15 protein-coding genes, 1 riboswitch and 1 other annotated feature are annotated in these 17,192 nt (G+C 29.7%); of the genes, 2 read left to right on the top strand and 13 right to left on the bottom strand.

The window, feature by feature from the left end:
- The first annotated feature begins 56 nt into the window (after nucleotides 1-56).
- Complete coding sequence (locus tag CLTEP_RS06700) at nucleotides 57-1,115, top strand: M42 family metallopeptidase (protein ID WP_066824440.1); 1,059 nt, start codon at nucleotides 57-59, stop codon at nucleotides 1,113-1,115.
- Between the two features lie 128 nt (nucleotides 1,116-1,243).
- Here CLTEP_RS06700 and dapF read toward each other — a convergent pair whose 3' ends face one another.
- From dapF to CLTEP_RS06670, 6 genes are all read right to left on the bottom strand, one after another.
- Entirely contained in the window at nucleotides 1,244-2,215 is a 972-nt protein-coding gene (dapF, locus tag CLTEP_RS06695) for a diaminopimelate epimerase (RefSeq protein WP_066824437.1), read from the bottom strand.
- A gap of 167 nt (nucleotides 2,216-2,382) precedes the next feature.
- Complete coding sequence (locus CLTEP_RS06690) at nucleotides 2,383-4,080, bottom strand: hypothetical protein (RefSeq protein ID WP_066824435.1); 1,698 nt, start codon at nucleotides 4,078-4,080, stop codon at nucleotides 2,383-2,385.
- Nucleotides 4,061-4,585: an RNA polymerase sigma factor gene (locus CLTEP_RS06685; RefSeq protein WP_066824432.1), complete on the bottom strand. Its 525-nt coding sequence runs from the start codon at nucleotides 4,583-4,585 to the stop codon at nucleotides 4,061-4,063. Before CLTEP_RS06685 ends, CLTEP_RS06690 begins: the two co-directional genes overlap by 20 nt.
- Before the next feature lie 431 nt (nucleotides 4,586-5,016).
- Nucleotides 5,017-6,039 carry an aspartate--ammonia ligase gene (gene asnA, locus CLTEP_RS06680; protein WP_066824422.1) on the bottom strand — a complete coding sequence of 341 codons (1,023 nt, stop codon included), beginning with the start codon at nucleotides 6,037-6,039 and terminating at the stop codon, nucleotides 5,017-5,019.
- 204 nt (nucleotides 6,040-6,243) lie between these two features.
- Nucleotides 6,244-6,488: a binding site (T-box leader), on the bottom strand.
- A gap of 325 nt (nucleotides 6,489-6,813) precedes the next feature.
- Nucleotides 6,814-7,455, bottom strand: a complete 642-nt coding sequence (gene sleB, locus CLTEP_RS06675; protein WP_423230731.1) for a spore cortex-lytic enzyme — start codon at nucleotides 7,453-7,455, stop codon at nucleotides 6,814-6,816.
- 149 nt (nucleotides 7,456-7,604) lie between these two features.
- Nucleotides 7,605-8,861, bottom strand: coding sequence for a magnesium transporter (locus CLTEP_RS06670; RefSeq protein ID WP_066824418.1), 1,257 nt, complete (start codon nucleotides 8,859-8,861; stop codon nucleotides 7,605-7,607).
- 323 nt (nucleotides 8,862-9,184) lie between these two features.
- Nucleotides 9,185-9,345: riboswitch (M-box (ykoK) riboswitch) on the bottom strand.
- Nucleotides 9,346-9,538: 193 nt separating this feature from the next.
- On the opposite strand from CLTEP_RS06670, the gene CLTEP_RS06665 reads away from it, so the two are divergent.
- Complete coding sequence (locus CLTEP_RS06665) at nucleotides 9,539-11,467, top strand: YgiQ family radical SAM protein (protein WP_066824413.1); 1,929 nt, start codon at nucleotides 9,539-9,541, stop codon at nucleotides 11,465-11,467.
- Between the two features lie 21 nt (nucleotides 11,468-11,488).
- Here CLTEP_RS06665 and CLTEP_RS06660 read toward each other — a convergent pair whose 3' ends face one another.
- The 7 genes from CLTEP_RS06660 to CLTEP_RS06630 form a co-directional block, all read right to left on the bottom strand.
- Nucleotides 11,489-12,373 carry a YegS/Rv2252/BmrU family lipid kinase gene (locus tag CLTEP_RS06660; RefSeq protein ID WP_066824410.1) on the bottom strand — a complete coding sequence of 295 codons (885 nt, stop codon included), beginning with the start codon at nucleotides 12,371-12,373 and terminating at the stop codon, nucleotides 11,489-11,491.
- A 157-nt stretch (nucleotides 12,374-12,530) separates the two neighbouring features.
- A complete protein-coding gene (locus CLTEP_RS06655; RefSeq protein WP_066824408.1) occupies nucleotides 12,531-12,959 on the bottom strand; it encodes a CBS domain-containing protein in 429 nt (142 codons plus the stop codon).
- 334 nt (nucleotides 12,960-13,293) lie between these two features.
- Nucleotides 13,294-13,623, bottom strand: coding sequence for a hypothetical protein (locus tag CLTEP_RS06650; protein ID WP_066824406.1), 330 nt, complete (start codon nucleotides 13,621-13,623; stop codon nucleotides 13,294-13,296).
- Nucleotides 13,624-13,716: 93 nt separating this feature from the next.
- Complete coding sequence (gene cax, locus CLTEP_RS06645) at nucleotides 13,717-14,769, bottom strand: calcium/proton exchanger (RefSeq protein ID WP_242863879.1); 1,053 nt, start codon at nucleotides 14,767-14,769, stop codon at nucleotides 13,717-13,719.
- A gap of 318 nt (nucleotides 14,770-15,087) precedes the next feature.
- Entirely contained in the window at nucleotides 15,088-15,969 is an 882-nt protein-coding gene (gene sdaAA, locus CLTEP_RS06640; RefSeq protein WP_066824402.1) for an L-serine ammonia-lyase, iron-sulfur-dependent, subunit alpha, read from the bottom strand.
- Nucleotides 15,970-15,973: 4 nt separating this feature from the next.
- Entirely contained in the window at nucleotides 15,974-16,657 is a 684-nt protein-coding gene (sdaAB, locus tag CLTEP_RS06635) for an L-serine ammonia-lyase, iron-sulfur-dependent subunit beta (protein WP_066824400.1), read from the bottom strand.
- Between the two features lie 206 nt (nucleotides 16,658-16,863).
- Nucleotides 16,864-17,192: transposase (locus CLTEP_RS06630; protein ID WP_153016290.1), on the bottom strand; the 329-nt coding region annotated here is incomplete at its 5' end.

Below are 17,192 nucleotides of genomic sequence, written 5' to 3'. Positions count from 1 at the left end.
TGTTACAATATAGTAAATATAAAAGACTTTTATTCTTTTAATTAAGGAGTGATATTATGAACTACAATACTGATAAATTAAAAAAATATCTATATGACATACTAACGATCCCAAGTCCTTCAGGTTACACTAACACTATAATGAACTACATTAAGGATGAACTTGATAAATTAAACGTTTCCTATACTGTCACCACAAAAGGCGCAGTTATAGCCACAATAAAAGGTGAAAACAATGAATATCAAAGAACTTTTTCTGCACACGTAGATACACTAGGTGCAATGGTTAAAGAAATAAAATCAAATGGTACATTAGCTCTTACACCTCTAGGTGGATACATGATGAATTCTATAGAAGGTGAAAATTGCACAATTGAAACAGTAGATGGTAAAATATATACCGGAACTATTCAAACAATCAAACCCTCTGTCCACATTAGCGGTTCTGATGCTAGAGAATTAAAAAGAATACCAGAAAATATGGAAGTAGTAATAGATGAAAAAGTCTTCTCAAAAGAAGATGTAGAAAAACTCGGAATAAATGTTGGTGACTTTATATGTTTTGATTCTAGAACAATCATTACCGAAAGCGGATTTGTAAAATCACGTCATTTAGATGATAAAGCAAGTGTAGCAATACTTCTTTCAACTATATCTTATCTAACAGAAAATAATATAACACTACCTCACACCGTTAATTTCTTTATAAGCAATTATGAAGAAGTTGGACACGGTGCTTCTGCAGCATTACCTGAAAAAACAAAAGAATTTATATCAGTAGACATGGGTTGTCCAGGACTAGATCAAAACTCTACAGAATATGCAGTGTGTATTTGTGCTAAAGATTCTTCCGGTCCATATGATTTAGATCTACGAATCGCTCTTACAAATCTATGTAAAAAACATAATATAGAACATAGAATAGATATTTATCCTAATTACGGTTCCGATGCCTCTGCTGCACTTAGAGCAGGTTGGGACATTAAAGCAGGTTTAATTGGAGCAGGTATATTTGCATCCCATGGTTATGAAAGAACTCACATGGATTCAATATTAGCTACATTAGATTTAATAGTTAAGTATTGTCAAACTAAAGCATCTCCAGAAAATAACTAGGACATTTGAAATAAAATAACAAGTAAAATATATCACCATATTGATTTGTCGTTTTTTGAAAATAACTAAGTAAAATTGTAGGCTAGTAAGCTATGACACTACTTCAACTTACTAGCCTCTTTTTCATACTAGGAAATACTCATATTTGTATATTTTAAAAATTTATCATATTCTTCATTTTCATTATCAAAATTATGCTGCAAAGTAAAACTAAAGTCATCAAAATTTTGAAAATCAATTTCAACTTTTCCCTTAAACATATATGTTGCATTTCCAGAAAATTCGGCACTAAATACACTTTCTTTCTCTTTTGTAATTTTACATTTAATCATACCTCCATCATTATATACATTCAACGTCCTTTCAAACCTACATGGTTCATTAATGCATACAACTGTTGAAGATGCCATCATTCCTGTACCACAGGATTTCGTTAATCCTACCCCTCTCTCATACGTTTTAACATATATACTATTTTCATTTAATATTTTAACAAAACTCACATTTATACCCCTTGGAAATAATATGCTAGAATTATTAGTCTTCACGCCTATCTCCTCTAGTTTATTTACATCTATGTTATCCACAATAGCAATCAAATGTGGATTAGATACACTTATTGAACTAAATGCTAGTTTATCTGAAAAATCGAGTATTTTATTAAACAAAAATTGCTTCTGACTCGTGTTAATAGGTATATTTCTTGTATCACTTGATATATTATTTATTTTAACTTTAACACCTTTAATATTTTCATAAAAACTCGACAAATATTTAACTTCGTATTGCTCATACATTGTTTCTATTTTTACTACATTTCTTGATAACATTTCAGAAACATATCTTCCAACACATCTTAATCCATTCCCACACATTTCCGCTTCTGAACCATCAGCATTGAATATTCTCATTTTCGCATCACATTCATTGCTTTTGCAAAAAAATAAAATTCCATCAGCTCCCACTCCATTGTTTCTATCACAAAGCTTTATTGCCAATTTTTTTCTATTTTCTTCTGAAAAATTATATTGTTTATTATATTCATCTATAAGTAGAAAATCATTTCCTGAACCATGACATTTTAATATTTCAATTATCATTTTTAATTATTGCTCCCCTCTATCATATTTATATATTCTCATTATATTCTTACTAAATATTTTATGATATCTTTTGATTTCATATTTACACCTTCAAAATTATTATAGCATAAATACAAATGTGTAAACATAAACAAGCCCCACCCAATTACGGTGGAGCTTCACAATTAATTTAAATTAAATTTAACTAATTCATATATTTCTCTTTCATTATCTCTTCTGATTACATATAATTCTTTACCATCTTCTGACCACATACTTTCATAATATGTGTACTTACTCTTTAAATCAAAATTCTCACATTCACTTCCATTAACAACTTTATTCGCCCAATCGTTAAGCTTATCATTATCAACTACAAATTCTTTATTTGTAATAGCATATTCCTTATTTTGCTTAATGTCATATATCCATACAGTAGAATATTTCTTCTCAACATAAACATTTTTCTGCTGAGTATCTTTGTCAAACGTCTCTTTCTCACTTATAATCTTAACATAGCTCAAGAAATTGCCATCAGCTGACCATGAAGGATATTTACCATCATCTATTATGTTGTTTTTGCCTGATTTTAAATCTTTAATACATATCTTTCCTTTAAATTCATATGCTACTTTTGAGCCATCCTTAGAAACCATAGGATCCTTGCCTTCAACAATACTTTCTTCTGAAGAATCCCTAACACTGAATTTGTAAATAAACCATTTAACATCATTTGAGTCAGTTTTATCTATTTTAGCATATATAACATCTCCATCAGGAGTATAATTAGGCTTTTCAATAATTGCATTTTGAGAATCAACTATCTTTATTTCATCGCCAGTTTTGATATCCTTTGAATATATTCCATCTTTTTTACACAAAAGAACCTTTGAATAATCTTTAGAATATCTTGAATCATAGCAATTTGTCATAACATTGTTTTCTTCTTTTATGTTCTCCATATGTGGTTTTTCAATAGTATCCTCACTCAAGTTTGGTGATGCTGCACTAATTTCCTGATTTTTTAATAAATTATCAATTGCCAATTTATCAAAATCATAACCTGAATCTATGCCATTTGGTTTGGTAGCTTTAATATCTTTGCCATCCTTATTATCTTTGATAGTTTTGATATCTTCTGCATCTTTGATGCCTTCAGCATCTTTATTATTTTTAACATCACCATGCTGTTCATTGACTTTACTATCTTTATTTTTAGTAGCGTCAGTGTTTTTATTCTCATATAAAGAGTCTTTATTCTTTAAATTATCCTGTTTAGACACATCTTTATGAGTATACTTTTCTGTACTCTTCACACTGCTGCTTTTATTTGTAGCTATATTTTTGTTTGCAGATGTTCCTTTAGCTAACAATGTAGCATTATTATTTATCTCCACCATTTCCTTCTCATTTTTATCTACAGTTTGAATATTCCTAGTAATATTTGAACTTTTAGAATTATTTTCATCTTTATTTTTTTGCACGTCACTTTTTTCAATTTCATTAACAACTTCTGTTTTTAAGTCTTCTTCTGCCTTTAACACATTTTTATCAGCATTACTGCTATCACTTAATTTAGATATAGTAACAACTTCACTTACAGAAATTGTATTATTTTTATCGTTTTTAGCTAAAAAGCTCGTATTCGAATTAACTTTAACAAATGTGCCCCCAATTAGAACGACAATTGCAAAACTTGAAGCAATTTTCAAATATCTATTGACTTTATGCTTCTTTCTATTTTCACTGATATCTACAATATTTTTATTGCTACACTGTGACATTATTTGTTTTTTCAAATTTTTCTTAAAATCATAATCTATTTCTATTTTTTCAGCATCATTTAATAGCATTTTTTCTATATCACACCTGTCTCTTTTCATTTATATCACCTCCTATCATGTTAAAATAAGACTTTTTAATCTTTTTAATAGCCCTTGCTACAGTAGATTTAACAGTGTTTTCAGAAATATCTATAGCTTCAGCAATCTCTCTAAATTTCAGCCCACCATAATACCGTAATCTAATCATATTTTTTGTTTCTTCGGGAAATTGATCAATTATTTTCTTCACCTGAGCAAATTGATCCTTTATAAGAACTTCTTCATATCCTTCATCTATTCTTCCTCTATCAAGAAATTCTTCTATAGGTATAATCTTGCTATTAACTCTATAGAAATCAATTATACAGTTATGTGCTATTCGGAAAACCCAATTTTTACTTCCTTCTACGTTAATAATTTTTTCTCTATTTTGATATATTTTAGTAAAAACAGTCGATATAATATCCTCAGCATTCCATTTGTTTTTAACCGAAGAATATATATATTTATACACACTATCGTAATATGTATCATATAATTCCTCAAATAACTTATCATAATTCATAAATAAGGGTCCCCCTAAGAATTCTATATTTCTTCCCGTATTCTACTTAATATACGGAGTACATCAAATATTAGTTGCATTTTTTTATATTTTATTATTGTATTATTGCTTGTACACCAATTAATTACATACAATTATACATCTTTATTGACATAAGTCCAAATTTTATTTTTCCTTCTCCCATACAATTAGCTTATAAAATAAAATATTTGTTTTTTATCTTAATAGTACTTTTTTATCAGCATATGTATACAAAAATAGTTTAAAATGAAAAAAAGCACTTCTATAACTTTTTTACTTATAGAAGTGCTTTTTTACAGTGAACTCGTTTTGCTAAAGCAAAACATCGAGACTTCAAGTGGAAAATCTACTCCACCCGAAGCAAAAGTGAAAAGAAAAGGAATAGCTATTTATATAGTTTGAAAGAAATATTATAATAAAACTATATTTGCCTTTTTACAGTCTTTTATCATTTCTTCAGACCATATAGAAGCCTGAACTTCCCCTATATGAGCTTTTCTTAAAAAGAACATACATATTCTTGATTGCCCTATACCGCCACCTACTGTTAGAGGAAGTATTTCATCAACTATTTTTTTATGAAAATCTAATTCTAACCTATTCTCACAGTCTGCAAGTTTTAGTTGCTTTAATAAAGAATCCTTATCAACTCTTATTCCCATTGATGAAAGTTCAAAAGCTCTTTCAAGTACAGGATACCAAAATATAATATCCCCATTTAGCATCCAGTCATCATAATCCGGAGCTCTACCATCATGTTTTTCACCGGACTTTAAGTATCCACCTATTTGCATTATGAAGACAGCTTTCTTTTCTTTACAAATTGCATTTTCTCTTTCTTTTGGAGAAAGTTCAGGATATAAATCTTCAAGTTCTTGGGTAGTTATAAAGAAAATATCATCTGGTAAAAATGCTTTTATTTGCGGATATAAATTTTCAACATAACTTTCAGTAGCTTTGAAAACACTATAAATACTTTTAACTATCTCTTTAAGGTTTTCAAATGTTCTTTCTTCTCTTGTAATTACTTTTTCCCAATCCCATTGATCTACATACACAGAATGAAGGTTATCTAAATCTTCGTCTCTTCTTATTGCATTCATATCTGTATATAATCCTTCACCTGATTTAAAACCATATCTGTATAATGCCATACGTTTCCATTTAGCAAGTGAATGAACTATTTCTGCATTTCTTCCAGATAAATCTTTTATATCAAATGAAACAGGTCTTTCAACACCATTTAAGTTATCATTAAGACCAGTTTCTGGCCTTACAAATAATGGAGCTGAAACTCTTGTTAAATTCAACTTTTTTGCAATTTCCCTTTCAAAAAAATCTTTTATATGTTTAATAGCAATTTCTGTATCTTTAAGACCTAATGATGGTTTATAATCACAAGGTATAGTTAGTGCATTTACATGTTTAATCATAAATTATCCCTCCACGTTTAAATTGTACTATTTTATCTATGTTTTTATAGTTCCAACTACCAATCATAAATATGTACACTATTAATGATTAGTACTTGGAAATCTTGATGTATAAACTTCATTATGAAAGTTACAAATCAAAAAGTTGTAAAATAAATTTATTTCATATGAAATAGATAATAAAAAAACTTTCCATCCTCATAAACAAAGGACGAAAAGTCAAAATTCCGCGGTACCACCTTAATTAGCCAATAATAGCTCACTCCTACCAGTACATCATAATACTGGCCCTATGTATAACGGTTAGGCTCCGTCCACACCTACTTTCTTTAAAGATTTCAGCTAGAAACTCAGAGGGGTTCTTCAATATAGGCTTCGTATCGAACTTCCACCATCATCGACTCGCTAAAACTACTTCCTAAATTTACTCGCCTCATCACTGTTTTTAATTATTTTTAAATTTTTAGATTTTTGAAATTACAAACATTATATCTTTCATTTTGCGAATTGTCAATAGGTAAATTTTAGAATACCTCAATAGCTCTCCACTAGCCAATTAGTAACTAGCAGTTTTATCTTGAAGAAATTTCGCAGCAGTTTTAATCTTTACTATTCTCTGAATTAAAGTTCACTATTAAATATTTACCAACTAAGGTTTTCTATTCTCTAAATCTATAAAACATCTTTTAGATTGAATTTAAGAAATCGTGTAACGATTTCATCATTTACTATTCACTATTCTCTATTCACTATTCTTTAATTAAAAGTTTTCTATTATTTGCAAAACCTATGACTTCCTATAACCTTAATAACCGGTCTAGACCAAATCCACTTATTTGTTGTCTTAGCAGGATTATAATAAAATAATGCTCCACCAGAAGGATCCCATCCATTGAGTGCATCTCTTGCTGCCTTTATAGATGTATCTCTAATTTTTGCGTTGAATTGACCATCAACAATCGCTGTAAATGCACCTGGTTGATAAATAACTCCTGCTATTGTGGAAGGAAACTTTGGACTTCTTGTTCTGTTTAATACAACAGCCCCAACTGCAACCTGCCCCTCATATGGCTCTCCTCTTGCTTCACCATTAATAAGCCTTGCTAATAACATTACATCTTGACTATTTGATGAATACTGTCTTGAAGATGTCGTAGTTGGTGCCTTTATGTATATTCCTAATGCTTCTAATGTCTTTTTACCCACTATTCCATCAACAACAAGGCCATTTTTTCTCTGAAAATACTTTACTGCCGATAGAGTTTTGCTCCCATAAATTCCATCAACAGATCCATAGTAATATCCCCATCTTTTCAGTTTAGTTTGGATCAATTTTACTGTTTCTCCTTTTGAACCATATTTATAAACCTCCGCATTTACTATTTTGGTGAAACTGGGCAAATAACCCGAAATCATAAAACTTGTAATATAAACTACACAAACAATGGCTATTAATTTCATAATTCTATTTTTGTTGCCTATCAAAACTACCCCTCCAAAACAAATACTTTTGGTATTATATTGTGTAAAGTATAAAAAAAAATACACAAAAATGTGTATTTTAACTATATTTTTAACTTCTTTTTTAAATGAGGAGATATTATTTCATCCAATATATCATTGATAATAACTATACCGCATAATGTTCCCTCATCATTTACAACAGGCAATGCAGTTAAATCATATTTTATTATTAATTCTACCGCTTCACTGATATCATCACAATCTTTAATACTAATAATCTCTTTAACCATAATATCATTTATTTTACTTTCAGGAGAAGATACAACCAAATCTCTTAAGGAAATTAAGCCCTTTAATTTATAATCTTCGTCAACGACATAAACATAATATAGCACCTCATCATCAGGTTTCATTTCTCTCAAGAGTTCTATAACTTCTTGTACTGTTATATTTATATTGAAGCATATAAAATCTTTATTCATTATACTTCCTACAACATTATCCTCATATTCTAAAAGAGTTCTTACCTCTTCTTCGTCATCTTTTTTAAGATTGGATAAGAGCCTTTCAGTTTCTTCATAGCTAGCTTCATCTAAAATATCTGCTATTTCATCATTAGGCATGCGTTCCAATATTTCAATTGCCTTTTGCTCTTTTAACGATTTTAATATTTCAACTTGCAACTCTGAATTAATTTCTTCTAATATCTCAGCTGCAAAATCACTATCCAAATATTCAAGTATTCTGTTTCTATAATCCTCATCAAGTTCCTCAAGTATATCAGCTAAATCAGCTGGATGTAACTTAGATAGTTTTTCATATGGTACAGTCAACTTCAAACTAGCATTATCAACTTCAAGCGACTGGACACTCTCCCATAAAACAATATCATCTACAGGTTTTTTATTAAACAGTTTAAATATACATTTAACTATATTTTCAACAGAATATCTTCTAGCTACTGCTAATATCCCTGAATCTACAGCCAATATCCTAAGTTCACCACAAATTTTTGCCATTCTTAAATCATTTACTTTTATAACTTTTTTACCATTTACATCAACTATCTTTTTATTTAGCAAATGTTTTGATAAGAGGTAAGAATATTTCATAGGAATTATCTCTTTTACTCCCCTTACTTTAATGACTATTTTAGAATTTTCCCTATAAAAATCAATATTTCTAAATTCATAATAGTACATTTCTTTATCTCTTCTGATTTTATACCCTATTGCCTTAGGATAACCATTTTCTGTAGTTACATATATATCGTATAATTTTCCTATGCAATCATCAAACTCATCATACACTTTCCTGTATAAAATCTCATTAAGAAAAAAGCTTGTTAATTTTCTCAAAGCTATCCCTCCCTAGTGTATACAGAGGAATAACTTTGTATATTAAGCACATTCAATAAATACTAAACCACTATACTGGCCTATTTTACAAACTACTTTATCGTCGAAACCCACTGATAAGACCTACTATCAGCTTAACTTAACATCAATCATACATTGCTTTCGTAAGTTATTCCTCTGAAACCAATATTAAATTTTAAATTCTGCGTTATGTTAATACTGTGCGGTTCAGCAGATTCCATCTCTCAATCACCTCATAATAATTTCAAAATTTAAATATTTATACTCTAAAAAATAAAAAGCCTTAAAGGCTTCATAAGAAATGAAACCTTCGTTGAGCTTTGACACTATATAGCTTTGGAAATATTCCAGCTACATTAGATAAAACCTTAATACGGCAGTATCTGTTGACCCATTGGCATCTCTCGATGTTTCGGGGCAGCAGCGTATATCTATATAGGAGCCTCACCTAACAAAAGTTTTAAGATATATTACACTCTTACAAGAAAATATGCAATTTCACCTAACAAAAGTTTTAAATGTATTACTATTACTATTATATTATAATAAATCAATAATGCAACACATTGTTTCAAATTACTTTATATTTTTACGTTATTATGCTAATATTATTACTACATATTCACTACAATTAGTTTTTGGAGGCAACATTTTATATGAAAAAACATAATGAATTTTTACCAATTTGCAAAGAAGATTTAAAGAAAAGAGGTATTGAACAGCTTGATTTTATTATCGTAACAGGCGATGCATACATAGATCATCCATCATTTGGGACAGCGATAATAGGGCGTGTTTTGGAAAGCGAGGGTTTCACCGTTGGTATCATTGCACAGCCTAATTGGAATAACATAGATGATTTTAGAAAATTAGGAAGGCCAAAGTATAGTTTTTTGGTTAATTCCGGTAATATTGATTCCATGGTTAATCATTATACTGCTGCTAAAAAGAAAAGGCATAACGATTTATATTCCCCCGGTGGTAAAAGTGGCAAAAGACCTGATAGAGCTGTAATTGTATACTGCAATAAAATAAAAGAAGCCTTTAAAGATATTCCTATAATTATAGGTGGAATAGAAGCAAGTCTTAGACGTTTTGCACATTATGATTATTGGAGCGATAAAATAAGAAGAAGTATACTTTTAGACTCTAAAGCCGATTTATTGATTTATGGCATGGGAGAAAAAGCAGTTATTGAAATTGCAAATCTTATGAAATATGGTATGAACATTAAAGAAATAACAAATGTTAGAGGCACAGTTTATTTAGCAAAAGATATAAACAATATAAAAAATACTCTACTAGTTCCTTCTTATGAAGAAGTACTAGATAGCAAAAAAAAATATGCTGAAAGCTTTAAACTTCAATCACAAGAACAGGATTCAATAAGAGGTAAAACAGTTATTCAAAAGCATGGCGATAAATACATAGTTCAAAATCCGCCTCAAACACCATTGACTATTAATGAAATGGATAATGTTTATAATTTACCTTATGTTAGAAACTATCATACAATATATGAAAAAGAAGGTGGAATACCTGCAATAAAAGAAGTTAAATTTTCCATTACTAGCCATAGAGGATGTTTTGGTTCTTGTTCATTTTGTGCAATAACATTCCATCAAGGAAGAGTAATACAAAAAAGAAGTCAAGAATCTATAATTGATGAAGCTAAATTATTAACCACTTTTCCTGATTTTAAGGGATACATACACGATATAGGTGGTCCTACTGCAAATTTCAGAAATAAATCATGTAAAATTCAAGACAAAGTGGGTGTGTGCAAAAATAGGCAATGTTTATTTCCAACACCATGCAAAAATTTAATAATAGATCATTCCGAATACTTAAACTTACTTAGAAAGGTTCGTTCTTTACCAAATATAAAGAAGGTATTTATTCGTTCAGGAATACGCTATGATTATTTAATTTACGATAAAAACCCACAATTTTTTGAAGAATTATGTAAATATCATATCAGCGGTCAACTTAAAGTAGCACCAGAACATGTATCTAATAATGTATTAGCTCAAATGGGTAAGCCATCTGAAAATGTATATAATCGCTTTGTCAAAAAGTATTTTGAAATAAACAAGAAACTTAATAAAAAACAATATCTTGTTCCTTATCTCATTTCAAGTCATCCAGGAAGTGATTTGAAAGCAGCAATTAGATTAGCTGAATATATAAGAGATATGGGATACAATCCTGAACAAGTACAGGATTTCTATCCTACACCAGGAAGCTTATCCACTGTTATGTACTATACTGGAATAAACCCTCTTACAGGTGAAAAAGTATATGTACCTAAAACACAAAAAGAAAAAAATATGCAAAGAGCATTACTCCAGTTCAGGAATCCTGAAAACTATAATCTTGTTAAAGAAGCATTAATAAAGGCAAACAGAACAGATTTGATAGGTTATGGTAAAAATTGTTTGATACCACCTCATCCTAAAAAGAATATTAAAAATACCGGTATTAATAACAAAAATTCCAAAACATCTACCTATATGAAATCCAATAGAAAACCCAAAAATTCAATAAGGAAAAAAGCAAGAAGCAAAAACAAAAATAAGAAGTAAGAGAATTATTCTCTTGCTTCTTTATCTATTATATCCTAAAATAGTTAATCCATCTTTTATGCAACTTATTTTCAAAGGAAAATCCGGTCCTCTTTCACCATCAATATCTGTAACAATACCTTCTTTACACTCTATAAGCACATTATCTGTCTTAAAATAAAGTATACCTTTAACCCCATCTAGATGCTCTCCTTTTATCATTTTTATAAAAGCATTAATGATATTTTTCATTATATCCGCCTTAATTATGATAACATCCAACATTCCATCATCAACTTCTGCTTTATATGCTAAATTAAAATTTCCAGCAGTTCTTCCATTGAAAACTAACATAAGGTACATATCACCATCATAATCCATTTCTTTTGACTTTACTCCAATTTTTAGTTTTCTGAAATTAGGAAGTTGTTCAATGCCTTTAACATAATATGCTAATTTTCCAATGGTATTTTTTAGATTCACATCCGTCTTTTGTGATACATCTGTAAACAAACCTGTACTTGCAACATTTATAAAATATTTATCATTTATCTTACCAATATCGACTTTTTTCTCCTTTGAATTTATTATCTGCTCACAACATTTTTCAATATTTTGAGGCATACCAATAAACTTTGCAAAGTCATTTGCTGTTCCCGTTGGTAAAATAGCAATAGGTAGATCAATACCCATATTCTTCATAACATTAACAACATTATCAACTGTGCCATCTCCACCTGCAACTAGAATATATTTATATTCATCGTCAATATCTTCAAATGCTTTCATTAAATCATATTCAAACCCCATTCTAAATGGACAAATCGTATATCCATATTTTTGATGAATATTAATAATAGAATCCAATGCATCTATAACAACATTCTCCCCCGAATATGGATTATATATAAATTTGACCTTTCTCATAAAATCTCTCCAATCCATTTTTTATGAATTAATTCAATACCATTACCTATCTAATTCAATCATATCTCTATATGAACATTATACCATCTAATACAAAAAATCCACAAGATAATAAACAACATTCTTGTGGATTTCTGCATATTTCAACAAACACTATTTAAAAACTTGGAATACTTGGCTCTGATATATCTGATAGTGCTTCTCCTGCTTCATCCTTTATTGTAGGTTCCACAGCAATATCACCTAATGATACTATTCCTACAAGTTTTCCATTTTCAACGATAGGTAATCTTCTTATTTGTCTCTCACTCATTAACCTAGCTACTTCATCAACATCCATATCTGTGGTACCACAAACAGGATTGGAAGTCATTATATCCCTTGCCTTCTGGAGTTTGCAATTTTCGCCATCAACAACTGATCTTAAAACAATATCTCTGTCTGTTATTATTCCTATAACCTTTTCTCCATCACAAATAGGAATAGAGCCAACATTGTATTCTCGCATCAATTCAGCTGCTCTTTCAACATTATCTTCAGCATTTAAACTTGCAACTTGCCTAGTCATTATGTCCTTTATCTTCATTATGAACACCTCCCTCTTTTATTTTGTCCATAATATTTAAATTTATAGATAATTCTTTTTTCATAAATTTATAAAGTATAATATATTAAAACTTAGGGCTGTTGATAAAACAGTTTTATCAACAGCCCTAAATATTCTATTTATTCAAACGGTCTTTCTATAATTTGTTTAACAATAAACTTATAATTAACCTTTTCTAATATTAACCTCTCCTAATAAAACATCTAGTATTCCAGTATATCTTCGCTTACTAAATCCATTACTATCATATTGTATAAAATTTATAGTAACATATACATAATAATTGCATTCATCAATTTTCTCTTCATACTTTTCACTCTTTTCGTTTTAATTCTTCATTTATTTCACTTATAACTGATTGAGCATTGATTTCCGTTTTCATAACCTCTGTTTTTATTTTCAAGTAATTTATATAGTTTCCACAAATTACATCAATATTCTTAATAACATCATCTATTATATCACCTAAGTCATCCGCTCTATCAAGTGCATCTTTTATATCACTCTTACTCGCAAATGCAATCTTATTTAGTTCATCAGCACCTCCTATAAGCAATCTATATGAATTAACCAATTTACCTAATAAATCTACTAAATTATCTATATCACTATAATACGCTTCAATTACAGTACGATGAGACAAATATATCACCCTATAAGTTACTTATACAATTAATATATTTTTCAACTTTTTAAAATATTACATACATTTTCTGGAACGACCTCAGAGGTGCTATCAGATAATGTAATAGTATCCAATAATTATCATAATGTATATTGAAATCAGTATAGCTCCTTCAAACCAATAAGTTTTACCATCTTGAAATACAATATATGACATTCCAACAGCGATTGCTGTCATCAAAATTTGGAATCCAGAAAAGAATAATGTCATTTTAATACCCATAAAATATGAAAATATAATTATTATAGGCATAACAAATAATGCCATCTGAATACTCGAACCAATTGATGTTTCAATACTTAAATTTATTTTATTCTTAACAGAACTCATTACAGCCGATACCATTTCTCCTACATTACCAAGTGTAGGCACTAATATTACTCCTAAAAACTGTTCTGACAAATCATAACTCATAGCAACTTCTTTTAGATTAAAAACTAATCTTTCACTTATGAAATATAATAATATAGCCACAATAACCAAACAGATAAGTATAAAAATAACTCTCTTATTGAATTGAAATCCTTCTTTATATTCTCCTTCGCTTACAATAAACAAATTTCTGTGTGTATATAATGAAAAAACGAGTCCTAAAATATATACTCCTATCAAAACAAATGCAACTTTTACACTAATTGATATTTTTACTCTTCCTAATAGGACACTATATCTATTAATCGACGCCATAACAACCATTGATGAAAAAGCTAAAAAAAGCATATTAAAATTCGTTCTTGCAATTATTTTATTAAAATTCTGTTGCCCATATTTTACTCCTCCACAAATTACAGCTATTCCTAATCCTAAAAGCATATTAGAAATAATACATCCCATTACAGCTGACTTAGCCATCAATATCATACCATATCTAACAGCCCATATTCCCATAACAAGTTCTGGAAAGTTTCCTACCGTCGCAGCAAGAAGTCCTCCTTTTTTTTCACCTATAAACTCTGATACTTCCGTTGTAAGATTACCTAATAACATTGCTAATGGAACTACTGCTATCGAATAAATAATAGCATTAATCCACTCATTTGATATATTCACCATTAGAGAGGAAAAAGCCAATATCATTAACAAAAACATTTTTTTTGTATTCATCATTTATTCCCCATTTAACTTTTTCTCTCTAACATACTATTCATTAATGACTTTTTAGTTACTACTTTAGCTTTACTTGATGTTGCAGGATAAGTCAATTCAAATTCATTAATAACTTTTTAGTTATTACTAGTGCATACTTTATTAATTACACTACTAGTGCATACTTTATTAATTACATAAATCAATTTAAGTAAATTATTTACAAATACATTTTTTATTGATTTAGTCATTTTTAAAAATAACAAGTCAGTATTCTGGTCTATTTTGTGCCATACTGCACCATCAGAAGTCGCTTATAGTTCACTTCCATATGCCTTATTTGAATGTGCCTAATATTAAATTTTTCAGTTTTACACCTGTAGGCGTTGCTGCAAGTCCTCCTAATGCAGTTTCTTTTAGCTCACATGGCAGTTGTTTTCCCACTTTATGCATTGCCAAAACAGCATCATCAAAAGGAATCACACTTTTAACTCCACTCATAACTAAATCTGCAGTTGTAAGTGCACTTACAGCACCTGCAATATTCCTCTTGGCACATGGTACTTCAACCAATCCAGCTATAGGATCACATACCAAACCTAAAATATTCTTTATAACTATTGCAGCAGCATCTAGTGCCATTTCTGGTGTTCCTCCCATCATTTCAACCACAGCAGCTGCACCCATAGCTGCTGCCGAACCACACTCTGCCTGGCATCCTCCTTCTGCACCCGACAAAGATGCATTTTGTGCAATTAAATTACCTACACCTGCAGCAGTGAATAAAGCATTAATTAAATCATTGTCATCTTTATTCAATTTTTCCCCTGCTGAAATTACTACAGCTGGAAGTATTCCACATGAACCAGCAGTTGGTGCAGCAACAATTCTTCCCATAGTAGCATTTACCTCTGAACATGAAATCGCTCTTGCCATAGCCATTACCATAAAACTACCTGTCAATGAATTATTTCCCTTAGAGTATTCATAGAGCTTTTTAGCATCTCCACCTATAAGTCCACTTATCGATTTCACATTGTTTTTAAGAGCATACTCTGAAGACTCCTTCATAACATCTAAATTTCTTTTCATCTTATAAATTATTTTTTCTTCACTGTTACCTGTTTCTTCTATCTCGCATTTTAATGTATATTCCCAAATACTTAAATTTTCTCTTTTACAAATGCTCAGCATTTCCACTCCGTTTTTCGCAAACATTATATTATACTGCTCCTTCCTTAAGAGGATTAATTCTCTTAATTGTGTTAATGTTCCCCATTTTTTTTATTTTTGAAAGCACTTCATCTGGTACAATAGTATCTGTTTCAAAAACCATTACAGCACCAAGCCCTCTGCTATTTCTATATACATTCATAAATGCAATATTTATTCCTTCATCATAAATAATAGTACTTACCTTTGATATCATTCCTGGCACATCTTTATGTGTAATTATAAGCGTTGGATATTCTCCTGTGAATTCAACTGGTTCTCCATCAACTTCGAAAATTAAAATATTTCCTCCTCCAATTGAAGAACCTTTTATTTCAACTATTCTTCCACTTTGTTTGGTAATCAAGAATTTTACTGTATTAGGATGTACATCCCCTAAATCTTCCTCTGTAAATTCAAAATTCAATCCCCTCTCCTTAGCAATTTCAAATGAATTCTTTAATCTTGTATCCCATGGATCCATACCTAAAATTCCTGCAACTAGTGCCTTATCTGTTCCATGTCCTTTATATGTTTTTGCAAATGATCCGTGAAGCACGAAATTTACACTCTTAATATTCTTTCCTGCAATTATAGCTGCAATTTTTGCTAATCTGGCAGCACCTGCAGTATGTGAACTAGAAGGTCCAATCATTACAGGACCCAATATATCAAACACACTATAATTCTTCATAATATAAGACCGTCACCTCCAAAAATATTCTCATTACTCCATTATAGTTTATTTTTTCTTTTTGTCATCAAAATTAATTAATTAAATTGCAAAATTTTTTAACAAGAAGGGGACAAGAAAGGGACAAGAAAGGGACGGTTCATTTTTTTAAGCTATAAATGTGCAAAAATGCTAGCAAATTTTTACAGTATATAATTATACTTTTCCTATGCAACTTTTAATAGGCTACATATTTCTTGTTTAGTAAAACCTTCTTGTGATTTATCACAGTTCCAAGAAATCAAGGCTTCTTTAGAATTATTTCTAGCAATTTTTAATCCTTCACTAAAGGAGGTATAATTATCACAGACACCAAAAATACAATATAAATATGCTAACTGAGTTATGATTAAGTATCTTTTTATTGCCCTAGAACTTCTTATTTGATATTTATCAAGATTTAACTCCATTTTATTTTGACGAAAAAAAGTTTCTATTGTCCATCGACAATTATACCTTTGAAAAATTTCCTCATCACATAAACTGATATCTGTTG

The sequence above is a fragment of the Clostridium tepidiprofundi DSM 19306 genome (assembly GCF_001594005.1).
GTDB classification, from domain to species: Bacteria; Bacillota; Clostridia; order Clostridiales; family Clostridiaceae; genus Clostridium_AC; species Clostridium_AC tepidiprofundi.
The sequence above is the reverse complement of the archived record's forward strand: the minus strand, read 5'-3'. Positions and strand labels throughout refer to the sequence as shown.

Excerpts from the sequence above, each read along its gene's own strand:
- CLTEP_RS06685 (WP_066824432.1), bottom strand. The coding sequence starts at position 4,585 with ATGAATTATGATAAGTTATTTGAGGAATTATATGATACATATTACGAT.
- cax (WP_242863879.1), bottom strand. The coding sequence starts at position 14,769 with ATGAATACAAAAAAAATGTTTTTGTTAATGATATTGGCTTTTTCCTCT.
- asnA (WP_066824422.1), bottom strand. The coding sequence starts at position 6,039 with ATGATTAAACATGTAAATGCACTAACTATACCTTGTGATTATAAACCA.
- CLTEP_RS06690 (WP_066824435.1), bottom strand. The coding sequence starts at position 4,080 with ATGAAAAGAGACAGGTGTGATATAGAAAAAATGCTATTAAATGATGCT.
- sdaAB (WP_066824400.1), bottom strand. The coding sequence starts at position 16,657 with ATGAAGAATTATAGTGTGTTTGATATATTGGGTCCTGTAATGATTGGA.
- dapF (WP_066824437.1), bottom strand. The coding sequence starts at position 2,215 with ATGATAATTGAAATATTAAAATGTCATGGTTCAGGAAATGATTTTCTA.
- sdaAA (WP_066824402.1), bottom strand. The coding sequence starts at position 15,969 with ATGTTTGCGAAAAACGGAGTGGAAATGCTGAGCATTTGTAAAAGAGAA.
- CLTEP_RS06660 (WP_066824410.1), bottom strand. The coding sequence starts at position 12,373 with ATGAGAAAGGTCAAATTTATATATAATCCATATTCGGGGGAGAATGTT.
- CLTEP_RS06655 (WP_066824408.1), bottom strand. The coding sequence starts at position 12,959 with ATGAAGATAAAGGACATAATGACTAGGCAAGTTGCAAGTTTAAATGCT.
- CLTEP_RS06700 (WP_066824440.1), top strand. The coding sequence starts at position 57 with ATGAACTACAATACTGATAAATTAAAAAAATATCTATATGACATACTA.
- CLTEP_RS06665 (WP_066824413.1), top strand. The coding sequence starts at position 9,539 with ATGAAAAAACATAATGAATTTTTACCAATTTGCAAAGAAGATTTAAAG.
- sleB (WP_423230731.1), bottom strand. The coding sequence starts at position 7,455 with ATGATTTCGGGTTATTTGCCCAGTTTCACCAAAATAGTAAATGCGGAG.